This window comes from Parabacteroides caecihominis (assembly GCF_023656785.1).
Classification (GTDB): Bacteria; Bacteroidota; Bacteroidia; order Bacteroidales; family Tannerellaceae; genus Parabacteroides; species Parabacteroides segnis.
This window is the reverse complement of the sequence record NZ_JAMOKS010000025.1, coordinates 59326-77807: the sequence shown is the minus strand read 5'-3', so window position 1 is coordinate 77807 and position 18482 is coordinate 59326. Positions and strand designations below refer to the sequence as shown.

The window sequence follows — 18482 nt, the reverse complement described above, 5'->3', positions numbered from 1 at the left end:
TTTTTAAACCATATCTTCCCCAGTCTTTACAATCTCGACCTTCAAAGTCTTGTGGAAAGGCGTAAAGCGGGAGATAACCATCACCACAATCGCAAAGATGAGCACGTAGCCGATGATCGTTTTCAAGGCAAGCAACAGGCTTTGCGATTGCAGGATGGTGTAAAAGCTGTTTGTCGCCAGTTGCACGGCATCCGTCATGCTATGTCCCTGTGCCAGTGCATTATTGAGTGACTGGTTGTATTGCTGTGCTGCCAGCGGGTTATCGAGGCGCATATTCTCCGACAGGATCGCCATATCCCGCAATTGCAGGCGGTAAAGCATATTATTGAAGAAGGCCGACGACAGGGCAGGTGCTATCACCGAACGGCAGGTGATCAGGAAAAAGGCATTATATATCATCAGCTTCGGATTCATATCTTCCACCGCATACACACCGAAAGCGATAAACAAGATCATCATTCCCATTCCCCGGAGAAACATCGGAAGATATAACATTTCGTACCTCCCGTCCGGTGTGATCCCGAAATAGAGGATAGCCAGATAGATCACATAACACAGCATCCCTCCGGATATCAGTATCCTGAAACGCCACCGTTGCCAGCGGAACCACCAGAAACAGATCACCGCCCCGCAGATAAACCCCGGCAGCATCCATAGATTCAGAAAGTTGGCATGTACGCTGTCTACCCGTATGATATTATTCATATAACTGGTCACCAGCGAACTGGTGGAAGAAAAGAACATCACCAGCATCATGAAGAAATAGCCGATCAACGCCTTGCTGCTGTTCAGCACTTCCAGTTTCAGATACGGATTTTTCCGCGTCTTCTGCCGGAACAGGAATAACCAGACCAACACCGGCAGCGACAACACATACACCGTGATTTTAACGGACGAAAACCAGTCGAGTGTCTTCCCGTAGGTGGCCGACCAGATGGTGAAAAGCAGGATGGAGGCCATGAGCAGGATACTTTTCCAATCTATCTCTTTAAAAGGAAAATAAACGGGACGCCTGGCATACCGGAAGAACATCAGGATAAAAGAGATGGCAACCAGCAAGAGCAGGATAACGAAGTAATACATATACTGCCATTGGTAATAATAGGCCAACTGTGCCGTGACCGCCATCGAGACCTGGCCTGCCGAGAACACGATCGGGTAGAAGTAAGCATAAAATTCGCTGCGCACATTCTGCGGACTGAAAAGCGGACGTATCATCAGGATGATCTCCAGCATGGCGAAACCTTTCAGAAAACCGATAAAGAAGCTGCATACGATAATGATATCCATCTGGTTCACCTGCGCACAGATAAAGCTGAGGATCACCTGTAACAGGAGGTCGATCAGCAGGATCGTTTTAGTAGTCACAACCGGACGCACTTTCGGGATCAGCGGATAAGCAACCGCCATTCCCGCCGATGTCGCATAGTAAGCCATGCTGATGTCTTCGCTCAACACACCCAGCGTTCCCGAAACTTCGGTGATAGTCCCGGTATAGGCTCCGTTGATCAGGATGATCGGCAGCATGACGGTAAAAGCCGTAACGATCCCCAGCCAGCGGGGGACCCAGGGGCGGATAGGGACATTCAGGGGTGTTTGTGTAGCCATTATGCTGTATTATTCAATGTCTTTTCAATGCTTCCGTTTCCACCATCATGCCGGCACGGAGCAGGTTCATGTCTTCGGGCGAAACGTCTGTCAAGTCGATGCGCACAGGGATGCGCTGTTGTATCTTGACGAAGTTGCCGGCAGAGTTATCGGTCGGGACGAGGGAGTATTTGGAGCCGGTCGCTTCGGAGATCGCCGTCACGGTGCCGTGGAAAATGCGGTCGTCTACGGCATCTACTTTGATGCGTACTTGCTGGCCGATGTAGATATGGCTGATTTGTGTTTCCTTGTAATTGGCAGTTATCCATTTGTCGTTGTTGCGGACGAGGTAGCTGAGGGTTTGTCCGGCTTGAACCAGTTGTCCGGTTTCCAGTGTGCGGCGTCCCATGTATCCGTCGAAGGGGGCGGTGACGACTGTATACGACAGGTTGAGCTGCACCATCTCCAGGTCGGCTTCTTTGCGCAGGATGGCCGCCTTCACACTGCCGCTTTTCTTGCTCGTCTCCGAATATTGCGATTGGGCGGCACTCTTTTGGCGGAGCAGGGATTCGTAACGGGCTTTCATGGCTTCGTATTCAGCCTTGACCTGTTCGTATTGCTGTTGCGAGACGGACTCTTCGGCCAGGAGGTTGGCATAACGTCGATGGTCCTGTTCGAGTTGCCGAAGGCGGGCTTCCGTCTCGGCGATATTTGCCTCCTGTACGCTGATATTCACCTGGGAGGTTTCGATGCCGGAACTTAGTATGTCTTTAGAGGCCTGGGCGTCGAGGAGGGCGGCTTCGGCATCTTTCAGCTTGATACGGTATTCCCGGTCGTCGAGGATCAGAAGGGTGTCGCCTTCCTTTACCTGCTGGTGCTCGGTGAAACGGACTTCCCTGATGTAACCCGGTACGCGGATATTGACGGGGGTGATATATTGATCCACTACGGCGTCATTGGTGATTTCGTAGTTGACATATTTCCAGAAGTAGTTGACCGTCCATGATATGCCGCCGAAAGCGAGCAGGATACATACGGTGTTGAGGGTGATATTCCTTATTTTCAGTCTCCTCAGTTGTTTTCTTTTTCTATCTAGTCCGGACATATTTGTCTGTTTTTAATTGAGTTATAAATTGCCGCACGCATGCATCAGTTGATAATAACTGTAGATGGCCTCGGTGCGTGCATTGGTCAGTTGCAGTTCGGCTTCAAGCCTGACGCTGCTGGCATCGAGCAGGTCGGTCAGGATGGATAGCTGGTTGAGATAACGGTTGTTTACGATACGGTAGTTCTCCTCCGCTTGCCTGACCGACAGGATCAGTGCCTGTACGCGGTCGAGCGCTTCGTGATGCCTGATCCAGGCGCTTTTGACATTAATACGGATATTCTGGTGGATTTGTTCTTCCTTATTTTTTTGGATATTGACAACTTGTTTTACCTCATGCATCTTGTGTTTATTCTGATAGAGAGATGACAGGTTGTAGGAGAGGCTTAAAGCGATATTCCAGTTGTTGGAGAAGACGTCTTCCATCGTAGTGCTCAGCGGGCGTGCCAGGGTATTGGCGGCACGTATCGAGAGTGAAGGCAGATAGTCGGCTTTTGACAGGAATATATCGTTTTCGGCCAGCTTCGTATTGTAGCGGGCGATCTGTAATTCGGGATAGTTGAGGTAAGCCTGTTGGACGTAGGCATCATAGCTTTCCAGTGAAACAGCCGTGTAAAGCAATGCCGTGTCGGGTTGCAGGAGGAATGTTTCATCCAGTCCGAGCAGGACGTCGAGTTGCTGGGAGACGATTGCGATATTGTCGTCTGCTTCGCGGCAAGCCAGCTGGTCGTTGGTAAGTTGCAGTTCGCTACGCAACTCGTCGTTGCGGGTGACGATACCTTCTTTCTTCAGGCGGCGGATATCCTCAAGTCTGCGGGTGGACTCTTCCACGTTACGGGCAAATACATCTTTTTGTTTGTAGAGGCTGAAAAGGTCCATATACTGACGGAGCAGGAGCAGTTTGACTTCGGCTTTGCTACTGGCAGAATTGAGTGCTGCAATCTGTTTCTCCAACGAGGCACGTTTGATATTATAATGTATTTTACCTCCGCGATAGATGGGTTGGGTTACTTCTACATTATAATTATGTGACCAGTCGGGCAGGTCGGGATGAATCGGTTGCGTCAGTCCCTGACGGAAGACGGTGGACTGTCCGATGTATCCGGTCGTCGCACCGATACTGATACCGGGCAGGCGGGCCGTTTGCGCTGTTTTTTCCTTGTCGGCAGCGACGACTTCCTGCATGTGGGAGGCTTGCAGACGTAAGCTGTTTTCCGTACCCAGGTGGAAGAGTTCGTCGAGGGTAAGAGAATAAGCCTGTTGGGAACAAGTCGCAACAGGCTTTCCTATAAACAGTAACAATAAAAAACTATATTTGATCAAATATCTCATTCAGTTTGCTTAGATGTTTCATACAGGCTTCCATATGTTTGGTGTTCATTTGCTGCCCGACTTGGGTGTACATGTCTTTCAGGAGGGATTTGATCTTGGCGGCTACCTTTTCTCCTTCGGGGGTGAGGTATATTAGTTTATTACGGCGGTCGTTACAGTCTTCCTGCCGTATAACCCATCCTTTCTTCTCGAGATTATTGATCAGGTTGGTGAGGCATGCTTTGTCTTTCGCTGTTTTTTCGGCCAGCGATTGTTGGCTGACTCCCTGTTCTTTCCACAAACAATGCATTACCTGAAGCATTTCAAAGGTCATATCGACGTTGTTGCTTTTCAGTATTCGCTGAATGGTCTGGCGGAATGTCATGCGTGTCCTTAATACTAGTAGATTAAGTTCGTGAGCTAATTCACTATCTGTCATACTTGCTGTTTTTATCGGCGCAAAGATAGATATTTATCGGATATTAGTCAAATATTTGACTAATTATGTGTGAAAAACTAAGGGAAAGAAGCTGTTTTTGACGTCCTCATAAATGTTTTCGAGGGCCTCATAAATATTCACGAGGGCGTCAAAAACATTTATGAGGCCCTCGTGAACAGAAATTATAGCGGATATTCTTCGAATGCATATAATACGGTAGAAAGGTACCGCTCTCCGGTATCGGGTAATAAAGCGACGATTGTTTTGCCTGCATTTTCCGGCAGTTCCGCCAGTTTTAGAGCAGCATATACGGCAGCTCCGGAAGAGATACCTACCAGCAATCCTTCTTTTTGTGCCAGTTCACGGCTGGTACGAATGGCATCGTCGTTTTCTACCTGAATGATTTCATCGACGTATTTGCCGTTATATGTTTTAGGAATGAATCCGGCCCCGATACCCTGTATCTTATGCGATCCCGGTTTTCCACCGGAGAGGACAGGGGAGTCGCTCGGTTCTACCGCTACGATTTTCACATTCGGATTATGTGCTTTCAATCCTTCACCGACACCGCTGACTGTTCCGCCCGTACCGACACCGGCTACGAAAATATCGACTTTACCATCCGTATCGCGCCAGATTTCCTGTGCAGTAGTCTGTACGTGTTTAGCCGGATTGGCCGGATTCTCGAATTGTTGCAGGATGACGGAACCAGGTGTTTCATCACGTAATGATTCGGCTTTGGCGATAGCTCCCTTCATGCCATCGGCTCCGGGAGTTAATACTAGGTGGGCTCCAAGAGCTTTCAATAGGTTGCGGCGTTCTACGCTCATTGTTTCCGGCATTGTCAGAACCAGTTTATATCCTTTGGCGGCAGAAACGAAGGCAAGTCCTACCCCGGTATTCCCGCTTGTCGGTTCGATAATAGTCGCTCCCGGTTTCAGAAGTCCTTTCTGTTCTGCGTCTTCGATCATTGCCAGGGCGATGCGGTCTTTCACGCTGCCTGCCGGATTGAAATATTCCAGTTTACCGATCAGTTTTGCTTTTAATCCTTTACTTGCATTGAAGTTGGAAAACTCTAATAACGGAGTGTTACCAATCAGGTCTGTCAGTTTTTTTGCTACGTTTGCCATATCATTCTATATTTTAGTTGTTCTTATTTATGCAACAAAGATAAGAGGAGTATTGATTATGGGAAATACCATAAAGAGGGTATATTTTATTTTTTACTTTCTACCGGGTAAAATAAAATCTCTTATATTTGCATACATTCTGAATGTGGAAGATGGAGGATAACGAATTGATATTATTATTGAAGCAAAACAGTAAAGAGGCTTTTACTGCTTTATATAAAAAGTACTGGAGGCAGGTATACAACTTCAGCCGTCTTTACCTGACCAATCAGGATACAGCCGAGGAAGTCGTGCAGGAAGTTTTTATAAAAGTTTGGGAAGGGCGTGACTTTATGCGTGAAGACGATAATTTCAAAGGATTGATGTTTATCATCACCCGCAACCTGATATTTAATCAACACCGGAAAAATTTGAACGAAGATTTTTATAAAATGACCGTCCTCGCCGCTATGGAAGATTCATACGATATTGAAGAGGAGATAGAGGCTAAGAACCTGAGCGAATATATTGACATGCTTATAAACGAGTTGCCGCCACGCCGCCGGGAAATATTTAACCTGAGCCGGAAAGGAAACAAGAGCTATAAAGAAATAGCCGAATTATTGAATATATCGGAGAAGACTGTTGAAAATCAAATTAGTGAAGCACTTAAATATCTGCGGAAGAATATCACTCTACTTTCTCTTTTCCTGTAAAAACCGATTCCCTTTTTTCTTTTATTCTTAGAAAATTAAAAAAAACGATGGGCGGATAGGGGTAACCTATATGCTCGGGGGTATTTATTATAAAGCAGATAAAAAGAAATGGATCAGGATAATAAAAGATATATATTAAAAAAGCTGATGCAGGATGCATTGGGAGAGGAGGAACGTACTGCACTGAATGAGCGGGATGCAGTAAAAACACAAATGTTCAGTCAGTGGAACAATGCCCCGGATGCTGCGTATATTGACCGGGCTGACAGTATGCGGATATGGCATCGTATACGCCAAAGTCTTTGGGACAATGCATCTGTAAAAAGATATTTATTCTATAAAGTTTATAGTGTGGCAGCATCTGTTTTATTGTTGTTGGCTGTTGGAGGGATGGCTTATTATCTAGGAGAGAAAGATAATATTCCTGTTTATGTTGTTACGTCAGGTATTCAGAATATGCAATCGGTATCATTGCCGGACGGGACGGTCGTACAGTTGGGACCCGGTAGTAAATTGACCTATCCTGCTGCATTTACAGGGAAAACACGTGAAATACATTTAGACGGTCAGGCTTTTTTTGATATCCATAAAAATCCTCACAAACCTTTTATCGTACATACTTCGGAAATGGAAGTACAGGCTCTGGGGACGGCATTCGAGGTGTTTGATTATGATATAGAAAGTAAATCGGAGACTGTCCTGTTAAATGGGAAAGTCAAGATAGGAATAAATAATTCAAAAGGTGATAGAACTGAGTTTATTTTGTCGCCGAATGAAAAGATGGTATATGATCAGCAAGCAGATTCGGCCTATGTTTTAACTGTCGATGCAGATAAATATACTTCATGGCGAAAACAGAAGATAGTCAGTTTCGAAAATGAAAAACTATCAATGATTATTCCACGTCTGGAGCAATGGTACGGACGTAAGATTATGTGCCAGCAAGATCTGGCGGATAAATACCGCTTTACATTTAAGGTAAGGGATGAATCATTGGAACGGATATTGTTTATGTTGGGAGAATCATCTCCTTTAAAATATCAAAAGACAAGTAATGGAAATTATGTGTTAGTTCTCAAATAATTAATAATCTAAATCTATGGCCTATGGACATATCGAGCAGTTAACCTAAAAAAAATTGGAAGATACCTGCAAGTACCTTCCAATCCGTGAGTTTTCAAGAAAATGCACGTCATAAGGAGTCCAAGCCAACGACTTGCATTTATTATTCATTAAAAACAATACAAAGTTATGAAAAAAAACAATGACAGGGATTGTTGTGTCCCGTTATTAAGAAAAACAATTCGCATTATGAAGATCACAACCTTATTTTCATTGGCTGTTGCCTGTTGTATTTCTGCCTCTACCTATGCGCAGGATTATAAAGTTTCAATCAAAAAGAATAATGCCAGTATTATTGAAATTTTGAAAGAGATTGAGAAGGACAGCGAGTTTACTTTCTTTTTTAATGACAATCATGTGAATGTAAATAAGAAAGTAAGTGTAAATGCTAAGAATGTAACATTGGATGAAGTTCTTATGCAGATATTTAATAATACGGGATATGATTATCAGATTATCGATCGTCAGGTATTAATTAAGGCTTCTACAGAACCCAATCAGGCTACGGATGCAGCACAACAGAAGACGAAAATTGTATCGGGAGTTATCAATGATGAAACAGGTTTGCCTGTTATTGGTGCAAACGTGGTAGAAAAAGGGACAACAAACGGTACAATAACGGATGCCGAAGGGAGGTTCTCCCTTAACGTAGCGTCTGACGCTACGTTAGTTATCACTTATATTGGATATGTAACGAGTGAGATACCTGTCATTGGTAAGAACTCCGTAACAATCACCTTGAGAGAGGATACTGAAGTTTTGGATGAAGTTATCGTTGTTGGTTATGGTACCATGAAAAAGAAAGACCTGACAGGTTCTGTAGCCGCTATAAAAGGGGATGATTTGGCAGCCCGTAAGACAACACAATTATCTACTGCATTACAGGGTGCTATAGCCGGTGTGACGGTAACCCGTGATAACAATGCTCCGGGGGCAGCTGCCGGTAGTATCCGGGTTCGTGGTATTACGACGATTGGCGATACCAGTCCGTTAGTAATTATCGATGGTGTTCCCGGTAGTATTAATGATGTGAATCCGAATGATGTGGAAAGCATGTCTGTTTTGAAAGATGCAGCGTCATCTTCCATATATGGTTCACGTGCAGCGGCAGGCGTCATTTTAATTACGACTAAGCGAGCCCAGGAGAAAAGTCTGTCGATCGATTATAATTTTGAATATGGATTGGAGATACCAACCAAGCAACCGAAATACGTAGGGGTTAAACGTTTTTTGGAAACGACCAATGAGTTACGTTATAATGACAATAAATCCGGAGGCTGGAATCAGGCTTATTCGGATGATGATATAAATAATTGGGAAAAATATCACCAGACAAACCCTGATAAATATCCTATGACAGATTGGGTTGGAATGATTTTGAAAGGTTCGGCTCCGCGTCAGACTCATACGATTAGTGTAGCCGGAGGTTCTAAGACTGTAAAATCGAATGCCTCATTCGTCTATGATAAAGTGGACGGTTTATACGCAGACCGTGATTATGAGCGTTTTATGATTCGTGCCAATAATGATTTTACGGTAAATAAGTATTTGGGTGCGACATTGGATTTTAATTTTAAACGGACAAAAAATCATCAGCCTTATTACTCCCCCTTCTCTGATATGCGCTTAGCTCCTATGATTTATCCGGCTGTATGGGCTAACGGAGAGTATGCGAGCGGAAAGAATGGTAATAATCCCTATGCTGTAGTAAATTCCGGAGGTTTTAAAGATGAGTGGTATAATCAGATGGGAGGACGTGCTGCAATTAATATAACTCCGATTGAAGGTTTGAAAATTTCAGGAGTGATCGCACCTAATTATACATTCGAGAAAAAGAAACATTTCCGTAAGGCGGTACCTTATTCTTTGGAAAATGATCCGAATATGATTGGCGGTTACATGGAAGGCTATAATACAACAAAATTATCAGAAGAGAGGAATGACAGTTATAATATAACAATTCAAGGAATTGCCAATTATATGAAGACTTTTGGTAAGCATGATTTGAATTTGATGGCTGGTTATGAAACTTATTATTCATCCGGTGAGAATCTGGGTGCTTCCCGTGATCAATATGAATTGAGTAATTTCCCTTATTTGAATGTAGGTCCGTTGGATTTGCGTGATAATAGCGGAAGTGCTACGGAGCTGTCTTATAGATCCTGGTTTGGCCGTGTAGCTTATAGTTTTGATAACAGATATTTGTTTCAGGCGAATATTCGTTATGACGGGTCTTCCCGTTTTCATTCTGATTATCGTTGGGGAGTATTTCCGTCTTTCTCTGCCGGTTGGGTGTTAAGTGAAGAAGCATTTATGGAGAATGCGGATATTAATTGGTTGTCTTTCCTGAAATTGAGGGCTTCTTATGGTACGTTGGGTAATGAACGGATTACGGACAAAGATGGAAATGCCCTTTACTATCCGTATCAGGCTTTTATCAACTTCAGTGATGTCCTGTTCTATCAGAATGGAACGGTTGTTCCTGAGTTATCAGCGGCGCAGTGGGCTTATGCCGTTGAAAATATCTCCTGGGAAACAACAAGTTCGGTAGATATCGGTTTGGATGCTAATTTCTTTAATAATCGTTTGCGCTTTACGGCTGATTATTATAACAAGCAGACGAAGGATATGCTATTGGCTTTGGAAATCCCTGATTATGTCGGGTTTGATAATCCTCAGAGAAATACAGGTAAGATGTATACCAATGGATATGACATCGAATTAGCTTGGAATGACCGTATAGGGGATTTGACTTACGGAATTTCTGCGAATTTCTCCGACTTTGTTTCTAAGATGGGAGATTTGGGTGGAACGGAATTCCTGGGAGATCAGGTGAAATTGAAAGACAGTGAATTTAACGAATGGTATGGTTATTTGAGTGATGGTCTGATGCTGACGGAAGAGGATTTAAAAGGACCGAAATTGAATGATAACGTACAATTGGGCGATGTTAAATATAAAGATATTTCCGGACCAGACGGTGTACCTGATGGAAAGATTTCTCCTGAGTATGACCGTGTTTTATTAGGCGGATCTTTGCCGCGTTTTCAATATGGAGGAACGTTAAATCTGGGGTATAAAGGTTTTGATTTCTCTGTTGCAATTCAAGGAGTAGGCAGGCGAAATACCCGTCTATCCTCTGCAATGGTACAACCGCTACAAGCAAACTGGGGGAATACTCCGGCGATTATCGACGGTAAATATTGGAGTGAAAAAAATACGGAAGCACAGAATGCCGAGGCTATTTATCCTCGTCTGACATATTCTAATAATAGTATAAACTATGCCATGTCAGATTTCTGGTTATTTAATGGCCGTTATTTCCGTTTGAAAAATCTGACATTAGGTTACACATTACCAGCGGAGTGGACAGAGAAAGTGATGATCAAGCAAACTCGTATTTATGTGGCAGCCAATGATTTGTTCTGTATCAGTAAATATCCGAAAGGTTGGGACCCGGAGATGGGAAGTTCTGCTTATCCGATTACTACGTCTGTGTTATTTGGTTTGTCTGTAAAATTTTAAAAGAATAAAAAGATGAAACGTACATTTATCATATTATTAGGATGTTGTTTGGGCTTAAACTCTTGTTATGAGTTAGATTTAAATCCTCTGTCACAGGCATCCAGCGAAAATTGGTACTCCAATGAGACTGAAATAGAAATGTCGATCAAAGACTTTTATAGAGATGCATTCTGGCCATTGGACAATGAAGATAAGACCGATAATTTTATTTATAGGGAAACTCCCTCTGAAATTATAAAAGGGACCTTTAATGGTCAAAGCGGAGATGTTACAACGTTATGGGCCAATCAATACAAATCTATCGCACGAACGAATACTATTTTGTCCAATATGGATAAGGCGGCAGATATGGGTATTTCCGAAGAAAAGATAAAACGGTATGAGGCTGAGGCTTTGTTTCAAAGAGCATCTTGTTATGCCAGACTGGTCACTTATTTCGGAGATGTTGTTTACGTGACAAGTGTGGTCGATATTGAAGAGGCTTTTACACTTGGTCGTACTCCTAAATCGGAAATAGTACCGAAGATTTATGAAGATTACGATAAAGCGGCAGAAGGTTTGCCGGAGAAATATACCGGTGTATCTTCTTTGCGTGCAACAAAAGGAGCAGCCCTGGCATTGAAGGCTCGTTTTGCTCTTTATATGGGGGATTGGGAAATCGCGGCTGATGCTGCTAAAAAGTGTATGGATTTAGGACTTTATAAATTGCATGCGGACTATGCCGAACTTTTTTTGACGACTACTAAAAATTCAGAAGAGTCGATTTTCTTGTTACCCCGTTCTATCGAATATAAAGTGACGTTAGGAAACTGGACGGTTATGAATGAGGTATCAAGAAATCCGGGTGGTTGGGGCGCTTTTGCTCCGTCATGGGATTTACTTGCTGCTTATGAATGTACAGATGGTCTTCCGATAGATGAATCACCTTTGTTTGATCCTCAAAACCCATTTAAATATCGTGATCCGCGTTGTACGGCGACGATTGTTGAATTTGGAACCCGGCATTTGGGATTTGATTATAATCCGCATCCGGATGCAGTGGAGGTAATGAATTACAATACGGGTAAGATGCAGAAAAACAACGATGCACGTGTGAATGCTCAGTTTGCATCTTATAATGGATTATTATGGAAAAAAGGAATTGATGAAACATGGCTGGAGAATGGGAAGGATGTTGATCCCGATAAAATAATTATCCGTTATGCAGATGTTTTACTCATGTATGCTGAAGCAAAGATCGAGTTGAATCAGATAGATCAATCCGTATTAGATGCAATTAACAAGGTTCGTGCCAGAGCATATGGAGTAGATTATACAAATATAAATGCCTATCCGGCAATTACTACAACTTCTCAACAGAAGTTACGTACGATTATCCGTAACGAACGACGTGTGGAATTTGCAAAGGAAGGTTTGCGTTATATGGATTTGGTCAGATGGAAAATTGCAGGAAAAGCATTGACGCGTCCTAATTATGGAATGCTATATCCGGTAAGCTTATTGCGTGAAAAGATCATAGATAAAGGCCTATGGTTTTGGCCGGATGTTCCGCAGATTGACGAAGACGGTATTCCTGATTTCTCTGCGATGGAAAAAGCCGGACTGATAGCTCCAATGTCTCAGCGTATGTGGAACGATCGTCAATATTTATGGCCGATTCCTACGAAGGAAGTTCTTATCAATGAGAATTTAAAACAGAATCCCGGATATTAAATTCGTATAAATAATTCTTATATTGGCTCCTCTCTTGTCTTAATGCGTATAAGCGTTGAGAGGAGCCTTTATTGCTAATTTTATAACAGAAATAAAATGAAGATGAAATTAAACAGTACGATAGGCATATTGACAGTACTATCGATAATGAGTTGCTCGGCACAAAAAGAGTCTAAGAGAGTTCCGGATTCGGTATCCGGTATTTATCCTCGTTTGGCTTATTATAATAATGAAGGAGAATGTGGAACGGGAGCCGTGGTTCCCTGGGCAGACCGGTTATGGGTTATTACCTATGGGCCGCATTTACCTAATGGCTCTTCGGATAAATTGTATGAGGTAACATCCGATTATCGCCAGATTATACATGATGAGAGTATAGGAGGAACTCCGGCGAACCGCATGGTCCATAAAGAAAGTAACCAGCTTTTTATTGGTCCGTATGCCATTGATAAAACAGGAAAAGTTCGGGTGATACCTTATTCGGTAATGCCCGGACGTCATACCGGTAATGCCCGTCATTTGACGGATCCTGCCCATAAAATCTATTACGGTACGATGGAAGAGGGTTTTTATGAGGTGGATGTCAATACGTTGGAAGTAAAAGAATTATATCAGGATGGAAATAGAAAGAAAGGTATAAAGGATGATACGAATGATGTATTGCCAGGTGTACATGGAAAAGGTTTCTATTCGGGACAAGGCGTTGCTGTTTTTTCCAACAATGGAGAAGGTACGGCTGAAGCATTGAAAAAGTTTGATGTAAAAGCCGGTGTTTTAGCAGAATGGAATGGTAAAGACTGGAAAACGGTTCGGAGGAATCAATTTACGGAAGTAACAGGTCCGGGGGGCATTTATGGAAATACGAATCCAGAGACAGATCCGTTGTGGGCTACGGGTTGGGATCATAAGTCTGTTTTACTGGGAGTACGTGATGCGAAGAAAGGTTGGTCTTTCTATCGCCTTCCGAAAGCCAGTCATAGCTATGACGGAGCACACGGATGGAATACGGAATGGCCCCGTATCCGGAATGTCGGAACAGAATCCAATCCTGATTATCTGATGACGATGCATGGCATGTTCTGGCGTTTCCCCAGTCAGTTTACGGCAGATAACAGTGCCGGTATCCGTCCGCGTTCTGCTTATCTGAAGGTTATCGGTGATTTCACTCGTTGGAACGATCAGCTCGTTTTCGGATGTGATGACTCAGCTCAGAAAGAATTCCTGAATAAACGTAAGGCAAAAGGAAATATAGAAGGTCCCGGCCAATCTAATTCCAATCTGTGGTTTACCTCTTTTTCGAAACCGGCTGAATTAGGTCCGGCAACAGCCGAAGGGGCTGTTTGGGCAAAAGAGAGCATAAAGGCAAATGAAGCCTCCGAGCCTTTCCTGTTTGCCGGCTGGGCGAATCGTATCGGTTGGATTAAGAATGAGGGAAAACAACCGGTAACTTTTGCCTATGAAGTGGACGAAACTGGTACGAACGATTGGAAAACAATAAAATCCGTAACTGTAAGTCCGGGAAAGGCCGCCAGTGTTATATTTCCGGCAGAGGATAAAGGAGAATGGATTCGTGTGAAAGCAGACAAGAATACATTGGCAACAGCTAGTTTTTCTTATACGACACCTGATACCCGTTCTGTACAACCAGCAATGATTTATAAAGGTATGGCTTCTGCTACGGATAAAAATTTAACCGGTGGTTTATTGTACGGACTTGGAGATAACCGTCGTGCTTTGGGTTTGTTGGCTAATACCGTTGTAAATGGTAATACGGTTGAAACCGGCTATTATGAAATGGGCGATAAGTTGGAGTTGGTTCGCAAGGATGATGCTGAAACAGCCGGTTTGATCCGCTCAAAATTTGCTATTCCGCAACAAGTTGTTTCAATAGAAAATAGTTCGGTATTAATTGTCGACGACCTGGGACGCAGATGGCGCTTGCCATTAGGGGACAAGGCGTATACATCTTTGACGAATGAGGGGCAACTTCGTATTTGTCGCGAAGTGGCAACAGAGCGCGATTTATTTTCCTGTATGGGTACATTTTATGAACTTCCTGCCGAAAATGCAGATGGTTATGCAAAGATTCGCCCCGTTTCTACTCATAATTACCGGATAAATGATTATGCTTCCTATCGTGGAATGCTTGTCTTGACGGGGGTGAATCCGGAAGAAGGAAAGGATAATGAACATGTCATTGTTTCCAACGATGGTAAAGCGGCAGTATGGGTAGGTGTTATTGATGATTTGTGGCAGTTGGGTAAACCGCTCGGAAAAGGTGGTCCGTGGAAAGATACGTCAGTAAAAGCCGATATCCCGTCTGACCCTTATCTGATTGGATTTTATGATAGGAAAAAGTTAACCTTATCGCATCAGTCTACTGACGATATTACTTTTACTATTGAAGCAGACCCGACAGGAAACGGGGATTGGATGGAATATATGGTACGGAAAGTGAAAGCGGGAGAAAAATGGACATATGAGTTTCCGGCAGAGTTCCAGGCTCGTTGGATTCGTTTCTCCACAGATGTAGATACAAAAGCTACGGCGTGGCTGGAATATAAATAGACTTGGTAATTGATCAAAATAAAAGAGTTGTTATGAATAAGTATAGAGTATTGATTATCTGTTTGCTTTTTGGCCTGAATCTAAGAGGGCAGGGACAGACATGGAGAGAAATCCCGTATTATCTGAAAGGATACGAAGTCGAATACGCAAAATCACCTAAAGAGGCAGCTTTGGCATGGTTTAAGGATGCTCGTTTTGGCTTGTTTATCCATTGGGGACCAGCCTCTTTGTATGGAAAAGGAGAATGGGTGATGTATAATGACGCTATCCCTTATAAAGAATATGAGCAGAAAGCCAGAGAGTTTAAAGGAGAGAAATTTAATGCCCAGGATTATGTGGATTTGGCGGTCAGAGCTAAAATGAAATACATAACTTTTGTAGCAAAGCATCACGATGGTTATACCTTATGGGATACGAAAGCTACCGACTATAATAGTGTGGATTATCCTGCACAACGTGATTTTGTAAAGGAATTGGCTGTCGCTTGCCGGAAAGCCGGATTAGGTTTGTTCATTTATTATTCGATCGGTTTGGATTGGCACCATCCTTATTTTTTACCGAGTTCTATGTATAATCCGGCTCGTCCCCATTATAAGGAAATGCCCGACGAGTATGCTTTTAAAAAGGTGGAAGATTTTAAACATTATCTGAACTTTGCGAAAACGCAGATTATGGAATTGTGCACGCAATACGGACCGATTGCCGGGCTTTGGTTTGATACAGTCGGTGGTGTATATCAGCATTCCGATCTTTTTAATATACAGGAAGTTTATGATATGATTCATTCAATCCAGCCGCATGCACTGGTTGTGTTTAAAACAGGTGCAAATGGAAATGAGGATTTCATTACAGGTGAAAGAGAAATGGGCTCTTTGGCTTCGGTGTTTAAGAGCGCCGGCTTACCTCAGCAAGTGCAGGATGCTGCTGATCATTCGTGGGAAAGCAATAAAGGAAAACCGGCTGAATTGAATATTCCTATTCAAACATTGGGATGGGCTTATCATAGCTCTTCGCGACAGAGACAAAAGTCGAAGGATGAGGTTATGGACTTATTGAATTATTGTGCAAAGATAAATGCCAACTTGCTTTTGAATATAGGGCCACTCCCTGACGGCACAATTTTGGAAGAAAATGTGAAGACATTGGGTGAAGTTGGTGATTATCTTGAAAAGAACGGTTTCCCGACATTGAATACAAAAGATTATATGGATTATAGAACAAAGGCTGTCCAACAGATTGATAAGGAGAAAGAGAATCAAACTGCCAGGTAAATGTAATGATTTATGTGAAAAAACAGTAACTTTATCGCATCAAGTAACTATGTGGTTTATTTATAATCAGTAGAATAAATTTTATAAGCCTATATCAATGAGAACACGGACATTAATTACATTATTTCTATTCCTGAACCTGTTATCGGTAAGAGCCGCCGACCTTTTCGTTGAAGCTGAAAGTTTCAGTAACAAAGGAGGCTGGGTAGTCGACCAGCAGTTTATGGACCTGATGGGATCGCCGTATTTGCTGGCCCATGGTATGGGTGAACCAGTAGACGATGCTTATACTGAAGTTACTTTTCCTGAGAAGGGGGAATATTATGTATATGTCCGTACATATAACTGGACTTCTCCTTGGGAAAAAGGAGAAGGTCCCGGTAAATTCAGTTTGTTGGTAGGAGGTAAAAAGCTGGCGTCACCGTTAGGAACCGAAGGTACAGCCTGGATGTGGCAGGTCGCCGGTAAGGTGTCGGTGAAAAATCTCAGGACAGTGGTCAAGCTGCATGACCTGACAGGTTTTGACGGTCGTTGCGATGCTATTTATTTCACTACGGAAGAGGGGCGGATACCTCCGTCCGATATGAAACAACTGGAAGCCTTCCGCCGGAAAGCGCTGGGTTTTCCGGATGAAGCGCCGTTGGCGGGACAATATGACCTGGTTGTTGTCGGAGCCGGTATTGCCGGAATGAGTGCCGCTGTGTCGGCTGCCCGTTTAGGATGCAAGGTCGCTTTGATTAACGACCGTCCGGTTATTGGAGGTAATAATAGTTCGGAGATCCGTGTCCATTTGGGAGGACGTATCGAAGAAGGCGTCTATAAGGAATTGGGAGGTTTGCAAAAAGAATTCGGTCCGGAAAAGGGAGGAAATGCCCAACCTGCGGAAAACTACGAAGATCAGAAAAAACTGGATTGGCTGGCAAATGAAAAGAATGTGACTCTTTTCCTGAACTATCGTGCAATCGGCGTGACAAAAGATGGTAATAAAATAACATCCGTTACAGCCCGGCATATCGAAAGTGGTAAAGAACAGAAGTTTGAAGCCCCTCTCTTTTCAGATTGTACGGGAGACGGAACAATAGGCTATCTGGCCGGAGCCGATTTTCGTATGGGACGTGAAGCCAAGAGTGAATTCGGAGAAAGTATCGCTCCCGAAAAGGCCGATAAGATGACAATGGGTTCTTCTGTCCAATGGTATTCCGTAGACAATGGAAGAAGCTCGTCTTTTCCGGATTTCAGTTACGGCGTGGAGTTCAATGATAAGAATTGCGAGAAAGTCCTGATGGGTGAATGGACCTGGGAGACCGGAATGAACCTGGACCAGATTAAAGATTTTGAACGCATTCGTGACTATGGCATGCTGGTCGTTTATTCCAATTGGAGTTACCTGAAGAATCAGATGAAAGAGAATACTCAGTACCGCAACCGTAAACTGGGCTGGGTGGCCTATGTGGCAGGCAAACGGGAATCCCGTCGTTTGATGGGGGACTATATTCTGAAAGAAGATGACATTACAAAAAATGTCACCCATGAAGATGCTTCTTTTGCTACGACCTGGAGTATTGATCTGCATTGGCAGGATCCTGCAAACAGCGCCCATTTTCCGGGAAATGAATTTAAGGCGGTAACGAAACATATCCTGATCCATCCGTATCCGGTTCCTTATCGTTGTCTTTATTCCCGCAATATAGATAACCTGTTTATGGCCGGGCGTAATATCAGTGTTACGCATGTTGCACTGGGTACGGTCCGTGTGATGCGTACGACAGGGATGATGGGCGAGGTTGTCGGTATGGCCGTCTCTTTATGTAAGAAATACGGAGTGGAACCCCGCAAGGTGTACCAGTCTTATCTGGAAGAGCTCAAAATGCTGATGAAAGAGGGGGTAAATAAAAAAGGATTACCCAATAACCAGCGTTATAATGAAGGAGGAATATTAAAAGAAAAGCCTGTCGTTAAATAATATCCGGTTGAAAACTACGCAAACCTTTGCGTAGTTTTTTTTCGTATAAGCCG

12 protein-coding genes are annotated in these 18482 nt (G+C 43.4%); 7 read left to right on the top strand and 5 right to left on the bottom strand.

The window, feature by feature from the left end; all coding sequences use genetic code 11:
* Positions 1-3 precede the first annotated feature (3 nt).
* The 5 genes from NBH14_RS19450 to cysK form a co-directional block, all read right to left on the bottom strand.
* Entirely contained in the window at positions 4-1608 is a 1605-nt protein-coding gene (locus NBH14_RS19450; RefSeq protein WP_186959220.1) for an MFS transporter, read from the bottom strand.
* A gap of 13 nt (positions 1609-1621) precedes the next feature.
* Complete coding sequence (locus tag NBH14_RS19445) at positions 1622-2692, bottom strand: HlyD family secretion protein (protein WP_186959221.1); 1071 nt, start codon at positions 2690-2692, stop codon at positions 1622-1624.
* A 21-nt stretch (positions 2693-2713) separates the two neighbouring features.
* The gene (locus NBH14_RS19440) at positions 2714-4024 is read right to left on the bottom strand and encodes a TolC family protein (RefSeq protein ID WP_186959222.1); all 1311 of its coding nucleotides are present in this window, start codon (positions 4022-4024) and stop codon (positions 2714-2716) included.
* Positions 4002-4442: a MarR family winged helix-turn-helix transcriptional regulator gene (locus tag NBH14_RS19435; protein WP_010802698.1), complete on the bottom strand. Its 441-nt coding sequence runs from the start codon at positions 4440-4442 to the stop codon at positions 4002-4004. The genes NBH14_RS19440 and NBH14_RS19435 overlap by 23 nt, the downstream gene beginning before the upstream one ends.
* Before the next feature lie 182 nt (positions 4443-4624).
* Positions 4625-5572, bottom strand: coding sequence for a cysteine synthase A (gene cysK, locus NBH14_RS19430; RefSeq protein ID WP_186959223.1), 948 nt, complete (start codon positions 5570-5572; stop codon positions 4625-4627).
* Positions 5573-5724: 152 nt separating this feature from the next.
* On the opposite strand from cysK, the gene NBH14_RS19425 reads away from it, so the two are divergent.
* The 7 genes from NBH14_RS19425 (at position 5725) to NBH14_RS19395 (ending at position 18429) form a co-directional block, all read left to right on the top strand.
* Positions 5725-6267 (top strand): RNA polymerase sigma-70 factor, encoded by a 543-nt coding sequence (locus NBH14_RS19425; protein WP_007658203.1) that lies wholly within the window; start codon positions 5725-5727, stop codon positions 6265-6267.
* 108 nt (positions 6268-6375) lie between these two features.
* Positions 6376-7350, top strand: coding sequence for a FecR family protein (locus tag NBH14_RS19420; RefSeq protein WP_186959224.1), 975 nt, complete (start codon positions 6376-6378; stop codon positions 7348-7350).
* A gap of 168 nt (positions 7351-7518) precedes the next feature.
* A complete protein-coding gene (locus NBH14_RS19415) occupies positions 7519-10914 on the top strand; it encodes a TonB-dependent receptor (RefSeq protein WP_186959225.1) in 3396 nt (1131 codons plus the stop codon).
* Between the two features lie 12 nt (positions 10915-10926).
* Positions 10927-12627, top strand: coding sequence for a RagB/SusD family nutrient uptake outer membrane protein (locus NBH14_RS19410; RefSeq protein ID WP_186959226.1), 1701 nt, complete (start codon positions 10927-10929; stop codon positions 12625-12627).
* A 102-nt stretch (positions 12628-12729) separates the two neighbouring features.
* Positions 12730-15195, top strand: a complete 2466-nt coding sequence (locus tag NBH14_RS19405) for a hypothetical protein (protein WP_186959265.1) — start codon at positions 12730-12732, stop codon at positions 15193-15195.
* A gap of 32 nt (positions 15196-15227) precedes the next feature.
* The gene (locus NBH14_RS19400; RefSeq protein ID WP_186959227.1) at positions 15228-16466 is read left to right on the top strand and encodes an alpha-L-fucosidase; all 1239 of its coding nucleotides are present in this window, start codon (positions 15228-15230) and stop codon (positions 16464-16466) included.
* Between the two features lie 97 nt (positions 16467-16563).
* Positions 16564-18429 carry an FAD-dependent oxidoreductase gene (locus NBH14_RS19395; protein WP_186959228.1) on the top strand — a complete coding sequence of 622 codons (1866 nt, stop codon included), beginning with the start codon at positions 16564-16566 and terminating at the stop codon, positions 18427-18429.
* The last annotated feature ends 53 nt before the right edge of the window (positions 18430-18482 follow it).